This window comes from Paenibacillus vini (genome assembly GCF_018403325.1).
In the GTDB taxonomy this organism is placed as follows: domain Bacteria; phylum Bacillota; class Bacilli; order Paenibacillales; family Paenibacillaceae; genus Fontibacillus; species Fontibacillus vini.
Genome location: NZ_BOSL01000005.1, coordinates 323,888 through 339,459, shown reverse-complemented (window position 1 = coordinate 339,459; position 15,572 = coordinate 323,888). Strand labels below are relative to the sequence as shown.

11 protein-coding genes are annotated in these 15,572 nt (G+C 49.2%); 2 read left to right on the top strand and 9 right to left on the bottom strand.

Annotation, left to right across the window (positions count from 1 at the left end; genetic code table 11):
- Nucleotides 1-458: 458 nt before the first annotated feature.
- Nucleotides 459-1,613, top strand: a complete 1,155-nt coding sequence (locus KJS57_RS10530) for a phosphodiester glycosidase family protein (protein ID WP_213654741.1) — start codon at nucleotides 459-461, stop codon at nucleotides 1,611-1,613.
- 93 nt (nucleotides 1,614-1,706) lie between these two features.
- On the opposite strand, the gene KJS57_RS10525 is transcribed toward KJS57_RS10530, so the two are convergent.
- Nucleotides 1,707-2,696 (bottom strand): Gfo/Idh/MocA family protein, encoded by a 990-nt coding sequence (locus tag KJS57_RS10525; RefSeq protein WP_211022818.1) that lies wholly within the window; start codon nucleotides 2,694-2,696, stop codon nucleotides 1,707-1,709.
- Nucleotides 2,697-2,919: 223 nt separating this feature from the next.
- On the opposite strand from KJS57_RS10525, the gene KJS57_RS10520 reads away from it, so the two are divergent.
- The gene (locus KJS57_RS10520; RefSeq protein ID WP_306434214.1) at nucleotides 2,920-3,669 is read left to right on the top strand and encodes an SGNH/GDSL hydrolase family protein; all 750 of its coding nucleotides are present in this window, start codon (nucleotides 2,920-2,922) and stop codon (nucleotides 3,667-3,669) included.
- 101 nt (nucleotides 3,670-3,770) lie between these two features.
- On the opposite strand, the gene KJS57_RS10515 is transcribed toward KJS57_RS10520, so the two are convergent.
- The 8 genes from KJS57_RS10515 to KJS57_RS10480 all read right to left on the bottom strand — a co-directional run bounded on the left by KJS57_RS10515 (nucleotide 3,771) and on the right by KJS57_RS10480 (nucleotide 15,355).
- Nucleotides 3,771-4,274 carry a CYTH domain-containing protein gene (locus tag KJS57_RS10515; protein WP_211022819.1) on the bottom strand — a complete coding sequence of 168 codons (504 nt, stop codon included), beginning with the start codon at nucleotides 4,272-4,274 and terminating at the stop codon, nucleotides 3,771-3,773.
- Between the two features lie 100 nt (nucleotides 4,275-4,374).
- Entirely contained in the window at nucleotides 4,375-7,482 is a 3,108-nt protein-coding gene (locus KJS57_RS10510; protein WP_213654740.1) for a hybrid sensor histidine kinase/response regulator, read from the bottom strand.
- Nucleotides 7,483-7,694: 212 nt separating this feature from the next.
- Complete coding sequence (locus tag KJS57_RS10505; RefSeq protein ID WP_213654739.1) at nucleotides 7,695-8,543, bottom strand: hypothetical protein; 849 nt, start codon at nucleotides 8,541-8,543, stop codon at nucleotides 7,695-7,697.
- Nucleotides 8,544-8,650: 107 nt separating this feature from the next.
- Nucleotides 8,651-10,531, bottom strand: coding sequence for a molecular chaperone HtpG (gene htpG, locus KJS57_RS10500; protein WP_211022822.1), 1,881 nt, complete (start codon nucleotides 10,529-10,531; stop codon nucleotides 8,651-8,653).
- A gap of 120 nt (nucleotides 10,532-10,651) precedes the next feature.
- Entirely contained in the window at nucleotides 10,652-13,075 is a 2,424-nt protein-coding gene (locus KJS57_RS10495) for an Mbeg1-like protein (RefSeq protein ID WP_213654738.1), read from the bottom strand.
- Nucleotides 13,075-13,728, bottom strand: a complete 654-nt coding sequence (locus KJS57_RS10490; RefSeq protein WP_211022824.1) for a hypothetical protein — start codon at nucleotides 13,726-13,728, stop codon at nucleotides 13,075-13,077. The genes KJS57_RS10495 and KJS57_RS10490 overlap by 1 nt, the downstream gene beginning before the upstream one ends.
- Before the next feature lie 91 nt (nucleotides 13,729-13,819).
- On the bottom strand, nucleotides 13,820-15,004 hold the full coding sequence (locus KJS57_RS10485; protein ID WP_213654737.1) for a hypothetical protein: 1,185 nt from the start codon (nucleotides 15,002-15,004) through the stop codon (nucleotides 13,820-13,822).
- A gap of 30 nt (nucleotides 15,005-15,034) precedes the next feature.
- Entirely contained in the window at nucleotides 15,035-15,355 is a 321-nt protein-coding gene (locus KJS57_RS10480) for a WXG100 family type VII secretion target (RefSeq protein ID WP_211022826.1), read from the bottom strand.
- Between the last annotated feature and the right edge of the window lie 217 nt (nucleotides 15,356-15,572).

Below are 15,572 nucleotides of genomic sequence, written 5' to 3'. Positions count from 1 at the left end.
GTTTGGGTTAAAACGCAGGAGGATACGTCTGAATTTCATAAAGCGATGTAATTGTTTGAAATAGTGAGCTATTATGCGAACGAGCCATTTTTGGTGGGTAAGACTCCGGATTTAAGGGGCCTAGCCGCATATCCAATAGGGATTAAGACGATGGACGGAAAGGTGGTTGGGTGGGCACAGTTGAGCGTTTAACAGAAACGTGGAGCAAATGGATACCGACTGGACCAGCTAAGTATTATGTTACAGGGCTCGCAGCATTCGAACGGCAAGTTCAGTCCAACAGAACACTCCTCCAAGTTGAGCAACATGCAACCCTTCCCCCCCAAGAATAGCGAAAAGTCCAGCTTCCCAACACTGCTTACTCCCTGCTCCGATTCAGACGGTTAAAGAAAACGGCGTTTGTTCCGATATACCTTTAGTAAACAACAACAACTACATAAAAGGAGAAAATCATCAGCATGAAAAGAACAGTCATCCCTGTATTTCTGGCTTTCCTGGCATTACTCTGCCTCGTTCCATCGGGCTTCGCCGCCGCACCCGCCGCAGCGCCCAAGAATGTGGTCCTGATTGATGCCAAAAGCGGCAAGTCCTTTGTGCCGTTATCCTTTCTGAAAGGATTTGCCGGTGCTTCGGTACAATGGACCGAAGCCAACAAACAAATCGATATTACGGACGGCGAAAAGCAGCTGACCCTGTTCGTCGGCAAAACGGCCGCGCAGAAGAACGGAGCTCCGGTCACGATCTCGGACGCACCGTTCAGCGAGAACGGAACCACCTACATACCTTTGCAATTTATAAGCGAAGCGCTTGGATACTCGCTTGAATGGAGCAAAAATCCATCTGCGGTAAGCATCAGCCGCGACAACACCAACGCATCGCTCCCGGCCATCACCCGTGGAAGCGTAACGAATGGAGCCGCGCCGATCGTAAGTGCCAGCAAAACATTTAAAGTCGGCAGCAAATCGATCTCCGCCCAGATGGTCACAATCTCGCTCATGCATCCGAAAATTAAACTGGATGTCGTTTTAGCCGGAGACACGGCCGGAAAAGTAGAAAATTTGAGCAGCATCGCCAAACGCAGCAAGGCCACCGTCGCGATCAACGGCACGTTTTTTGACGCATACACCAAGGACAGCTATAAAGCACCTTACGGATATATCGTCAGCAAAGGCGAACTTCGAATGAAAGCTTCCGGCGACAAACGCACCATCTTCACATATGATAACAACCTGCTCGCGGACCTGATCCCGGGCGCGGACTTTAATGAATATTTCAACCAAGGCTCCATTCAAGGCGCATTGCAAGCGGGACCGCGCTTGCTGGTGGATGGCAAGGTTTCGCTCGACGTCAAAGCCGAAGGGTTCAAGGATCCTAAAATCCTGACGGGCGGCGGCGCCCGCAGCGCATTGGGATTGACTCGCGATCACAAGCTGATCCTGCTGACCACCAGCGGAGCTACCATCCCCCAATTGGCCGAAATGATGAAGCAGGCCGGGGCATATCAGGCCATGAACCTGGACGGCGGTGCTTCCAGCGGACTTTACTACAACGGGAAGTATTTGACGACACCAGGACGGCAAATCAGCAACGCGCTTGTAGTTAAGTATCAATAAGAACGAAAATAACAAAAGAGGGATATCCGCGATGTATGCCATTGATTAAGGCACCGCCTGGATATCCCTCTTTCTCATTCCATATTCCTTAGGCTAAAATGAATCGGCCGGGAACTTCAGCCCGATTTGGCGCCGGGCCTCTTCCATGATTTCCGCAACGATCAGCGAGTTGGCCAGCGAATTTACGCTGCTGTCCCGCTTCCCCGATTCCACGAGCTCGATGAACTCCCTTGCTTCATAAAACATCGATTCCTGCATCTGCGGTTGGCGTAAATCCTCTACTGTCCCGTCTCTGTACAGGATTTTCACGTCATAAGGCTGATTTACCTTATCGATGATCAAGGTTCCGTTCTCCCCTTGAATTTCCGCCGGTGCGTAGGAATCCGCGATTTTGGAATACATAACGACGGCATCCATATCTTCATAACGCATCAGGATGCTTCCCTCACCGTCCACGCCCGAGGACAGCATAATGCTTGTCGCCTGAACTGCCTCCGGCTTGCCGAACAACGTCACCAGCGGATAAATGCAGTAAATCCCCAGGTCCATCAAGGCCCCATTCGAAAATTCAGGATTGAAGGCGTTTAGCACATTCCCCTGTTTAAACGCATCGTAACGCGAAGAATATTGGCAATAGCTCGCAAAATAGCGGCGTACCCGCCCTATTTTGTACAAATTGTTCGTAATCACCCGGAAGTTCGGCATCAGCGTGGATTTCATCGCTTCCATCAGAAGCACGTCATTGTCCCGCGCCGCCTGAATCATCCGCTGCGTTTCCGCCACGTTTGAAGCGAGCGGCTTTTCGCACAGCACATGCTTGCCATGGTTCATGCACAATATCGCCTGCTCCGCATGCAAAGAATTGGGACTTGCAATATACACGGCATCGACCACATCGCCGGACACCATTTGTTCCAGATCGGTATACACCGACGGATTGCTGTTATATTTAGCGGCAAACGCCTTACCCTTCTCTTCCGAGCGCGAATATACGGCTGCCAGATTGAAATGCTCCGTCTCCTCCGCCGCTTGAATAAAGCGTTCCGTAATCCAGTTCGTTCCGATAACTCCAAATCGAAGCACTGAATGCATCCCCCTTTTTCTTAATATTCTCTATGTATTCTCTCATTAGGTGACACTCCGTGTCCACATACTTGTCATAAAATACGTCAAACTTCCCACGATCTATAGACTAGTTATTATTTCCACAATGAAGCAGGTAATACCGCCGATTACGCTTGCCTTTCGTCCATCAACTAAACTACAATAAAATTAGGCAAGAGCTAAATGGAATGAGGTGATCCGAGTGAATGGAGATAACCAAGATACGACGGCTAAATACATGATCACGGGAGACTCGATTTCCAAAGGAGTCATTTATGACGAGACGAGAAATAAATACGTGCTCCTTGAGGACAATTACGTGTCTCTTTTACAGGATAAATTGAAAGGCGCGGTCCGGAATACGGCCCGATTCGGCAATACCTTGATCAAAGGCATGTCCAATTTAAAAAAAGACGTGCTCAAGGATAAACCGAACATCGTGCTGATCGAATACGGCGGGAATGACTGCGATTTTCACTGGAACGAAATTGCCGATAATCCCGATGGGGACCACAGCCCCAAGACGGATTTTAATATGTTTGAGAAGATGCTGACCGAAGCGATCCAATTTTTGAAAAGTCAGCAAATTACCCCGGTATTGATGAGCCTGCCGCCATTGAATGCGGACAATTATTTTAAATGGGTCAGCAAAAACAATCCGGAAGCGGAGAAAAATATTCTGAAATGGCTCGGCAGCGTCACTAAAATTTATTGGTGGCAGGAGCGGTATAACTCTACGATCCTGAAAGTATCGGAAATGACGAAGACCAAATATATCGACGTGCGGGGAGCCTTTCTGGAACATCCCGATTTCACAAAATTCCTCTGCTCGGACGGGATTCATCCGAACCAGGCCGGTCATAAACTCATTTGCGATAAGGTGCTCGAATTTGTGCGGAGTAATTATAATCACTTGCTGCGGGACCAAAGCGACTTGGCTTTAAATAACTGAATGATGCACAAGCTATAAAACCTCCGGATAATCTGCTGAACTTGCCCTTGGAAAGGCGAGTAATGCAATTTTATCCGGAGGTTTTCGTTTAATCCCTGGTGTTATAGCTGTTTTCTTTTTTGCAGCTCTCGCCAAACTTTCTTGTTGCTGTACTGCTTATCCGTGCTGATATCGGCGCCGAACCAGTCCGGCGGATTGAAGCTTGTCGCTTCCGCCTCGGATTCGAATTCAACCTCAAGGACCATCATGTCGATCTGACGGTAATCGTCGATTTCGATCGTATACTCATTCCATTGGGCGGTAGTCCGTTTCTTCACCAAAGGAATTGCGCCCCGGCTATGAATCATCTGCTCATATAGCCCTGCCGAGATGTCATATTCCACTTCCTCCCGAGCCAGGCCGAAGCCCCGTTTGAAGGTATGGGTATAAGTCACCGCTCCGGTGCCGAGGTCCTTGATTTTGCGGACCCGCAGTTCCTGATCACCGTCCAGTGCCAAATAGGTCTGATCAATGACCTGCTCCTTGGTCAGGAGGAGGGTACCTTCCTCAAACAGCGCTTTCGGATATTCCGGAAGCAGAAATTTCCGTTCAATTTCAAGCGGCATGTCTTCATTCTCCTTGCTGATAGGTTTCTGTATCCAGTGTATCATGACATTAACAAATGCGGCAAAGACCTCGTAAAGACGAACAAGCGATACGTGATTATTACCCCCCGCCGCTTCCCATCCCCGGCAAACCGCCTGGTGCTGATTTCGTCTTTACAGCGAAACGAACCTCGGTTCCGATTCCTTCCCGGCTTTCAATCGACAATCCTTCGCCGTACAGCGTCATCAGCCGGGTATGAATATTCCTCAGTCCCACCCCGGAATGGCCGTTCGAGTCCGTCAACAGCGAAGCGGCCCGATCCGGCGGCATCCCTGTTCCGTTATCCCGTACGATGATCCACACCCGGTCCCCTTCTTCCCGGACGGCGATGTGTAACAGCCCCCCGGCTGATCTCCGCATAATACCGTGTCTGACGGCATTTTCGACGATAGGCTGGATCGTGAGCGGAGGAATCAACAAATTCACATCGGCGGTAACCTCCATCTCCACTTGGAGACGATCCTGGAACCGTGCCTGCTCCAGCATCAAATAGGAATGAACCAGCGTAAGCTCTTTCTCCAAGGTAACTAACTGATCACGGTTTTGGAAGTCAAAGCTTCCCCGCAAATACCGGCTTAATTCGAACAGAAGCTTGGACGCCGCATCCGGCTCGGAGGGCAGGAATGATAAGACCGTATTTAACGCATTGAACAGAAAATGGGGCTTGATCTGTGCCTGCAAAAATGCCATCTCCGACGAAATTGCCGCTTGCACCGATTTGCGCAGCTCCAGCAGAGTTCGCACCCGGGCCCTTAATTCATTGGCATCAACCGGTTTTCGCAGCAGATCGTTCACCCCGGCCTGAAAGCCGATTTGGGCGTCATCCGGCAAACTCCGCGCGGTCAGGAGCAGCACGGGCAGTTCAAACAGCGAATGCCTTGTACGGATGGTCTTGCACAGTTCGATTCCGGTCATTCCAGGCATCATCCAGTCGGCTATGACGAGATCGATCTGCCGATCCTCATTCAGCCGCTCCAGTGCTTCGCTTCCGTTATAAGCCGAAATGAGTGAGTAATGCTCCACAGACAACAGATTGTGCAGGACCCGCTGGTTCATAGGGTCGTCATCCACCAGCAGAATAACAAAGCGCTCCGTTTGAGGCTCATCCGCAGATTTTGCAGCCTTCTCATCGGATACATTCCCGGTGAACTGCCGGGGCTCTATTTTGACAGGCGGACCAGGACTGTTGGCGGCCAATGCTGGAACGGTAAAATAAAACACCGAACCCTGTCCCGGTTCGGACTCGGCCCAAATCTCTCCGCCTCCAAGCTCCACAAGCTTCTTGGAGATACCGAGACCAAGCCCGTACCCGCCGCTCTCACTTCCTGCCCCCGTCTCTTCAAACGTTTTGTTGAAAATATCAGAGAGCTGTTCTTTGGTAATGCCGATTCCCGTATCCTCCACGGCGACGGTAACTTGTCCATTTTCGGCCTCCGCATGAATCCGGATAATCCCTTGATCCGTAAATTTAACCGCATTTCCGAGCAAATTGTACAGGATCTGCTGAAGCCTGTCCTCATCCGTATCCAGCCATGGCAGGTTCTCGGGCAGGTTCTGTTCGAACACGATATTTTTAGAACCGGATATATGAAAAATGACTTCCATGACCGAGCGGGTGACCGCCCGCAAATCTACGGGCTCCCGCCTGAGCTCGATATCCTCGTGCTTCAGCTTCACAAAATCGAGGATGTCGTCGATCAACACCGACAGCCGTTTTCCGGTCGAAACAATCATCGACAAATCCTTTACCTGCTCCGGTTTTACTTTACCGGCAGCTCCTTCAAGCATGGATTGGGCAATATTGATGATCCCGTGCAAAGGCGTTCGCAGCTCATGCGAGGTGTTCGCCATGAATTCGTCCTTAAGTCCGTCCAAAGTCAGCAATTTACGGGACAAGCTCTCCACCTGGCTGAAGGATCTGTCAAATCTCCGGGCCATCAGCGTCGCCTGCATAATGACGAACAGAAGCATCAAGCCAGGGACGAGCCCGTGGCTTTCATACCCCAACAGGCTGGCTAAATAAATTAGGATCGTCATTAAAAGACTCATCACGCTAACCAAAGAGAACCCGACGTCTTCATTCCGTCTGACGATACTCCGGAACATGACGTAAGAAATATATGTAACGCAAGTTATGGAGAAAAGAAGCAGCCCCGGTTCCAATACGGAGAACATGATCGGCGGCAGGCAGAGCGCGATACTCACGGTCAGGATGGTGATCCAGTTGCATAACCGGATCGCTATTTTATGAACCGCATCAGGAATGACAGTCGCCACATAATGAAGCAAATAATAATAGATCAGGGCCGACAGGATCATCTGCAGCTTCAAGAACCAGGAATAAGGCATACCGGGCCAGAATACCGACAGCAGCTTTTCCCCGTGCGTCAGCACATACAGTATGGCTGTAAGGCTGAACAGCGACAGATGAAGAAGCGAAGCCTCCTTCCGAAGCAGGTACAAGCCCGCAAAAAACAAGGCCGGGATAAGGAAGCCGGACATGGTCATCCAATCGGATAGTTGAGCCTGATCCCTGCTCTTCATAACGGACTCCTGATCGCCAAACAAGATGGACGTAAAAACCCCGCCCGAGGAGTAGATATGATTGGAAACCTGCACGATAATCTCGAGTTCCTCCCCCTTTGCTACGGCAAAGCCGGTATAAGGAATGTTATTCGAGACCTCCTCTTGCCTGGAGCGGCCGATCTTTCCGCTCTCCCCCACTTCTTGGCCATCTATAAAAATACGATTCGCGGTCCGGATATTTCCCGTACGAATTCCGTAAATTTCCCCTTCTGTCCCGGCATGCCTTATCTTCAGGCGAAACGTCGCATATCCCTCAGCGGATTCTCCCCCGTCGGCGCCTATGTACGCATTCCATTTTCCCGGTAAATCCGCCATCCCGGTCAGCTTGGGTTGATCGGATTCAGGGCTGCTTTCGGGAGCAAAATCACCCGGTGTCAGCAGCTGGCCGCGGTAGAATTCCCATTCCCCGTTCAGTCTGACTACTCCGTCCTCGCTGAAGTTCCAGTCTCCGAGATCCAACACACCGCCATTGGCATTTGGTTGAAAGGCAATCGCCCTCTGCTGCTGGATTAAAATGTAGGCGGGAATCAAAAAAATCAGCAAAATGGCTCCCACGATAAATATAAGTCCTTTTTTGTTCATCCCTGTTCGCTCCGATGGTCCTGATGTCTATTTCAATTACTGTTACTGTTATGTTATTTGGTGTCGCTTAGCTTGTCCTCTAAAAAAGATATAGCCTTAAACAGGAAAAGTAAATCCATTTTTAAGAAATTTGCAAGAAACGTGGAAATGCCGGGACGGTACCATTTAAGATGATATCGTCCCGGCATTTGATTTTCGCTTTATTCCGCTCCCTAGGGACTCGTAAACGTCCCTAGGCTTATGTTGATGTAACTCGCCAACTTGTTATCGCCGACCTTGGTGACATTGAACGACGCCACGAAATCGCCCTGCTGAATTGCTTGGGACAGCATTTCGCTGCGATAGCTGATCATCACTTTGTCGGTACCGACGCCCATATCGAGCTGCACCGAATCGGCGGGAATCATATCGGTGATTGCGGTAAGAGCCCCTGCGACACCGCCGACATACCCGTATTCGATCTTGTAAGCCCGGTTTGAAGGAGGGTGTATCGCTGCGGTCACGGAGCCTCTTTTAAATGACGCCTGCTTCTCGTCGCCCGAATTGTACCCATACTCATCCTTCAATACGGAGAGCGTATCCCCGATACCGCCCGAAGCGGTCAATTGATCCGGCAAGTCAGAGAGCTCAGCTTCAGGCTCCACCTCATCCGGGATTTCGTCGCTGATAATTTCGTCCGGGACATCCGGGGTATCAGCCGGCAGGTCCGCCAATGGCTCCAGCTTTGGCTCTAACTCCTGCTCCTTCACTTGTTCGGCCGACTGTTCGGAGGCAACGGCAGTCAACTCCGGCTCATCCACGGCCGCTGCAGCCTGATCTCCGGACGCCTCGATACCGGGATCCTCGGCTGTTGCGACAGGATTATCTTCCTGAGCAACCTGCGCCGTTTTATAGTCGCTCACGGCCTGCATACCTCCGAACAACAAAATGCAATAGCTGATTCCCGCCATTACGGCATATAGGGCGATTCCGCCCTTTTTCTTCTTTTTCAGGGCATACACAAATGCCGGGATACAGATCAAGAACAGCACGAATCCTAAAATTGCTATGATGGCCCACATCGTTCAGTCGCTCCAACTCTCTCTAGTAATTTATGTATGTATAAAAATAACCCGCCCCCGGGATAAGCCCGTGACGGGTTATTACTAATATAATTGTTTTGGCTGATCTAGGCCATCACTTTGCAAATATTGTTCGTAAATTCTACCGGATCCTCGATCGGCAGCCCTTCGATCAGCAATGCCTGATTGTAGAGCAGGCTGGTGTACAAGCCCAGTTTATTTTTATCATTCTCGTAAGCCTCTTTCAAGGACTTGAATACGTCATGGTTGACGTTGATTTCCAGCACCTTGTCGGCCTTAACTTCCTGACCGCTCGGCATCGCGTTCAACACCTTCTCCATCTCGATCGAAACATCGCCCTCGGCGGACAAGCAGACCGGATGGGTCTTCAGACGTTTGGAAGCCTTAACCGCCTTCACCTTGCCGGAGAGGAGCGTGTTCATTTCCTCGAACAAATCCTTGTTCGCGCTCTCCGCCTCTTTATCGTTTTGCTTGTCTTCTTCCGACTCGATGCCGAGATCGCCGCTGGAGACCGATTTGAATTCTTTCTCCTTGTAGTTCAGGATCATCTTAATCGCGAATTCGTCGATATCATCCGTAAAGTACAGAATCTCATAGCCTTTGTCCAGTACCATTTCGGTTTGCGGCAGCTTTTCCAGACGATCCACGGATTCACCGGTCGCGTAATAAATGTACTTCTGGTCTTCCGGCATTCTGGAGACATATTCATCTAGGGTAACGAGCTTCTTCTCTTTCGAAGAGGTGAACATGAGAAGGTCCTGTAATACTTCCTTGTTCATGCCGTAGTCATTGTAAACCCCAAACTTCAATTGGCGGCCGAACGCCTCGTAGAACTGCTCGTATTTCTCGCGTTCGTCCTTAAGCAATGTCAGGAGTTGGCTCTTGATCTTGCTCTGAATGTTCTTCGCAATCAGCTTCAGTTGACGGTCATGCTGCAGCATTTCGCGCGAAATGTTCAGCGACAAGTCCTCGGAATCGACCATCCCTTTCACGAAGCTGAAATAATCCGGAAGCAGGTCTCCGCATTTGTCCATGATCAGGACGCCGTTGGAGTAAAGCTCCAGTCCTTTTTCGTACTCCTTCGTGTAATAATCGAACGGCGTTCTTTCCGGAATGAACAGGATGGCATTATATACGACCGCGCCGTCCGCTTTGATATGAATATGGGACACCGGTTTATCGAAGCCGTAGCGCTTCTCCATATAAAAATTGTCGTAATCCTCGTCGGTCAACTCGCTCTTGTTCTTCCGCCAGATCGGCACCATGCTGTTGACGGTTTGCTCTTCACGGAATTCCTCGAATTCCCCCTCGCTGCCTTCCTTCGGACGATGGGAAGTCACATCCATCTTGATCGGATATCGGATGAAATCGGAATATTTCTTAATGATCGACTTCAGGCGGTACTCTTCCAGGTACTCGTCATATTGGTCGTCCTCGGTATTTTCCTTGATCTTCAAAATAATATCGGTACCCACGGTCTCTTTCTCCGTCACGTCAATCGTGTAACCGTCAGCGCCGGTGGATTCCCATTTGTAAGCTTCCTCGCTGCCCAGCGCACGGCTGATTACGGTCACCGTATCGGCTACCATGAACGCGGAATAGAAGCCGACCCCGAATTGGCCGATAATATTGTGGCCATCCTTGGCTTCATTCTCGTTCTTGAAGGCGAACGATCCGCTGTTGGCAATAATACCGAGGTTGTTCTCCAGATCTTCCTTCGTCATCCCGATGCCGGTATCGGAAATGCGCAGCGTGCGGTTGTCCTTATCCACGGTCAGCTTAATGAAGTAATCATCTTTGTTAAATACAAGATTCTCATCCGTCAGCGCCTTGTAATATATTTTATCGATGGCGTCGCTGCTGTTGGAGATGAGCTCTCTCAGGAAAATTTCCCGTTGCGTATAGATGGAGTTGATCATCATTTCCAGCAATCGTTTCGATTCCGCTTTAAATTGCATCTTTGCCATGATGGATTGAAGCCCCCTTCTGATTTGAACAATATATTAGCACTCTAAGATGCAGAGTGCTAATTCATAACTCTATATTAATAATCCTGATTTTTGATGTCAATACGATCCCGTCCGAAACTATAAATTTCGGCTGCGGATCCCGCTTTTGATCATCGCTTCGATCTTCAAATATTGCTCCCTGGTGATGGACAACGTACGAATTTTTCGGTCCAGCTCCGCGGACAGCTGTTTGCTGCGGTTTTTAATATCATCGCATGCGGCCTGCACTTGTCTGACCTGGTACTGGACATTGGATTCGCTGTAAGATCTTCCTACGCCCGAGGCCACTCTCTGCGCTTCGTTTACGATTTGCGTAGTTCTCGACTCGATATCGGAGTCCAGCTTCTTCATCTTGGTCTGCAAATCCCCCAGCCGGGAAATATTGACGAGCATAAGACCTTTAGAAGCCGCCGACAGACCTCTGGCCACCTTGCTCACGAATTTCTTCACGGAGACTGCGGCCTGCTTGCCTACACCTTTAATTTTGGAAGTGGTCAGCTTCGCCATGGTCTTGATGCCTACCTTAAAATCATGAACCTTCGCTTTTATTGCAGCTTTGGCTGAGTGGAATACCGTGGTCATCTTGTCGACCGCGCCTTTCCACGCTTCCTTCAAGTTTTCTATAGCCTGCTTGGTCGCCTGAACGATGCTGTCGCAGAAGCTCTTCACCACCCGGGCAACTTTGTCTTTAAATCTCGCGATCGCTTCACCGGCTTTGACAGCGGCATCTTTTACCGCAACCGCCATCTCCGCGATCCCGGCCTTCAAACGCTCCCAGGTCTCTTTGATTTTTTGCACGAACGCAGCTCCGGCCTCTCCGATTCGGGCGGTAATCTCTTTGGCTTTGGCAACCGCATCGTTCACCTTGTTGACCATCCAGTCTCCGATCTCCCGGAACTTGGCGACCGAGGCGTCGATGAACCTGTTGATGCCGTCCCTGGTCACGGTTATAACATGGTGGACGCCTTCCTTAAACTCCTCCACCTTAGTAACGATCGACTCTTTCGTCCGGTTGAACCAACTCGTCATTTTATCCATGGCATTGTTCCATGTATTCTTGACGGACTCAATTATCCGCTTCGTACCTTCCACGATGCTGTCGCAAAAGCCCTTTACAGTCTGGACCACCTTATCTTTGAATCGGCCGATGGCTTCCGCGGCGGCAATGCCGGCATTCTTGATGTCCTCCGCAAAGTTCTTTACTCCCTCCACCAGCTTATTCCACCCCTGCTTGACCTTCTCGGCAAAGCTGGCGAGCGCCGCTCCGATCTGCAGTCCGATTTCTTTGACTTTCTCTACCGCGACATCCAGTACATGACCCAGCCAATTCCCGAATTGCTGCAGCTTTTCAACCGCAAAGTCATAAAGATTCTTGAGGTTTTTGCCAATCGCATGGACCAGGTCATCAAAGAAAATAGGCGGAAATATAACCGTTGCCAACAGCGCTGCACCCAGTTCCGCGAAATCCCCATACTTTTTCGAGATTTGGGCCATTGTAAAATCATCCAGATGGCTTAGCGCCGCTATTGCACCAAATGCCGTCTGGTACCATTCTTCCTTTTCGCGCCCCTCTTTTCCACTTTCCTGGAGCGCAAGCAAGCCGTCGGCGGCGTAACTTAGGTAAGGCTCCTTCATGTTTTCATTGATATAAATCGTAAAATCATTAATAAAATTGGAGAGAACCCCCGGTTCTCCCTCTTTATTCAATTGACCGTTCTCGTTCAGAACCAGATTAGGTTTATGGTAGAAGAAAATATCATAGAATTTCTCGGGATTCGCCGTCTCAATATAAATAATCTTGCCGGCCACCGGAATCAGGAGCCGGTTCACCGGATCATCTTTGGCGGAGATGGATGTGATTTTACCGCCGTTCGCGGCAATCAAATCCGCATACTTTTCGACGAACTCCTTCGAAAATCCTTGTCCGTCCAACGATAACGCCCGGTCTACCTTATCGGACAAGATCGCAACGTACTGGGCCTTGTTGCCTCCCTTGGAGTGGCCCGTTACGGTAATATTATTATAGGGCAAACTTTCAATATATTTTAAAGCGGCAATCTGCATCTCCGTGTCGGATAAATACGCGCCCGTACCGTTATCATGCCATTCATAATCGCCTGAAGTACCACGGAAGACGACGGTCGCATTATCTTGATTGTCTACGAAGGTAGCCATACGGGCGCCGGGTTCGATCGGCTGGCCTTTATCGTCACGTACGATTTTTCCGGTTTTTTCGTCATATACATTACCTACGTTGCCATGCTTTACGGTAAGATTCATCAGTTGTTTATCTTGTTCAATGTTTTTCAGGATCGTAATCCATTCTGCTTCATTTAATTGGCCGGGGTAAGTGCCTGTTACCTGGTCCTTGCTTTTCTCCAAGCCTCCATCCAGTAAATCTTCTACAATGACGCTGACTTTTACATTTTCCCGATTCGCCACATCTTTTAAATAGATTAAATTATCGAGGAGGATTAACTGACTTTCGCTAAGTTCAGACATTAGGTTCCCTCCCCGTATTTTTTCACTTCTAAGCTTCTGTTCACTTTAATCATCACATAATCGCGAACAAAAACATCTTTCATTTGGGCATTCGTTAAGCTTAAAGCCTCTAAACCGATGGAATCGAATTTGTCGTTATACACGACGTACAGTTGGATGTTTCCGACCATTTTCTTCGCCTTCATGTTCTCGGCAATTTTTCTGATTGCCTCTTCGTCGTCAATATTCTTTGCGGAATCCTCTTTGACAAAAATTACGTTACTTGAAGAAACTAATCTGTCGATCTCATAGATTTCCTCAATTTTCGTATTCTTGTTCAACTGCTCCGACCAAACCCCTTCGCCAAAGTCGGTAAACAGCTTGAAATCCTGATAGATTTCGCTGACAAAACCGGATAAAACCGCCTCATATTGGGGTTTGATATAAATACCGTAGTACCCGTCGCTTATCACGTAAGTATTATCTTTTGCCTTGGATCCCCGCACTTCGAAACGATCCGCTTTCGTTCCATCCTTCGGATAGACCCACAGAGTGTCATAGCTATAAGCAAATCCGCTCGATTCAAAAGAGATAGGAATGAATTCTTCGCCGTATTTCTCCTGTAAATAGGAGATCATCTGATCTTTTATCGCTTCCGGATCACTCTTCTTCATGCAACCGCTCACTCCTAATGAAATAATTAAGCTTGCTATTATAATCGGAAATATTCTTTTCGCAAGATGCTTCAATATCATGTCCCCCCACTCACCATTCCATCGAGAAATCAGGGAACTGCAGCGTGCGCTCCAAGTGGCGGCCCATAGCCTGGTCAAGACACTCCTTCACACGGCCTAACTCCTGATCCACCAATTCGTCAATTCGCACGTAAAAGCTCTCCATCCAAGGCTCTACCTCGAAGTTCTCCTGCTCCAACGTAAATAAGGCGACTCCCATCAGCACGGTTTGGACACTATCGAAAATAGAATCTATGATTTTGGAAGCGCGTGCAGCACACGTTTCGGCGATTTCCTCAAAACGGGCATTAAATTGCTCCTCGGTTACTTTCTCCAGCTCGGCGGCCATTTCGCTGCGATTGTTCTCCAACTGGCGGCCCGCAACTCTCACGGCCTCGTCAAGGGACCGCAAGATCCCTTCCTTATTTAATTCACCAAGCTTCAGATATACGGAGTACACGCCCAAATCCGACAGCAGTAAATCCTCTTCCTCCGCCGCCCCCGGGAAAAAGATACGCCAAATTTCCGGTTCCACTGCACCAGCGGTATTGTAGAACCAACTGACAAAGCGGGAGAAATCACTTTGCTCCGTAATTACCGGTTTCCCGTCTTGGTGAAATTCCAGTCTTCTGTAAAAAAGAGATTCGTCCGTCTCGTCCAGTTCCTCACCCTGCTTGACGAAACGTACTTTGTCCGTAAAATCCCCGACCGGATCGTCTTCTCCCACGTAGTTAATCGCCTTGCCCGGCAGCTCATCCACACTTGGCGCACCGAATGCGACGGCTTCCGCATTGAATTTTACCGCAAGCTCGGCTGCGCGCCAGCCGCCCAAGCCGATACCGATAAAGGTACTGCTCCCGCCGGAGCCAACCGTTTCTTCAAGTTCATTCGCAATTCTATTTAAATCGTAATTATATGTATGGGTCTCGGCCGTTTCTTCGGATTCCTGCACCAGAATCGTGCGGCCGCTATGTTCTTTATCCATAAAGACGTAATAATGATTGCTACTCGCCTGCTCCCTAGGTTCCATGAGTTCTAATTCCGCAAAATTCACGGATCCCAAAATCTCTTGCGCCAGATCTCCCTGTCCGCACCCGGTCAGGCTATTTTGCAAATTTCGGACGATTTCCATTACAGGCCCGGAACGCTGCGTCTTCAACAGACCTGTTCGAGCCAATTCACATAACAGTAAACAATCTTTTTCGGACAACATCATTCTCCAATCTCCCTTTTAAATAGAATTCATCTATTTTTTGTTTTTCTGCTGCTGTTTTAACAGAAGAGCCTGTCTCTCCGCCTCGGCCCGTCTCCGGTCCTCGGCAACTTGGACTTCCCGTGCCAGCCGGTCAAGCCCCGTCTCCAGATCACGAATCTCCGTTTGCAGGCGATCGATCTCCTTTTTTGCCTTAGCCACGTAATCCTCTTTGAATGATTCGCTCGCTTTTCCTTTCCACCAGGACGCCGCATCATGCACTGATGACGCGAACTGGTTCTCCATTCTTTTGAGATCCGCTCCGCCCTGGGACGTTCGTCTGGCGGTGGAACGTATTTCGCTAGTTGAATACACGACGATTCCTCCATTTTTCAAAAAAAGTATATATAATTCCGCACAGTAAATTGAACTATTTACCAAATATACTACCCGATTTCCGACCCAATCTCTACCATCCATAGGATCAAACTTGAAAAATCTTCATTTTGGTACCTTGCTTCTAAGCCGTTTGGCATAAAAGAAAAAAACTTCGGCCATCAACTCCGCCAAAGTCTCCAGACTCACAATACCA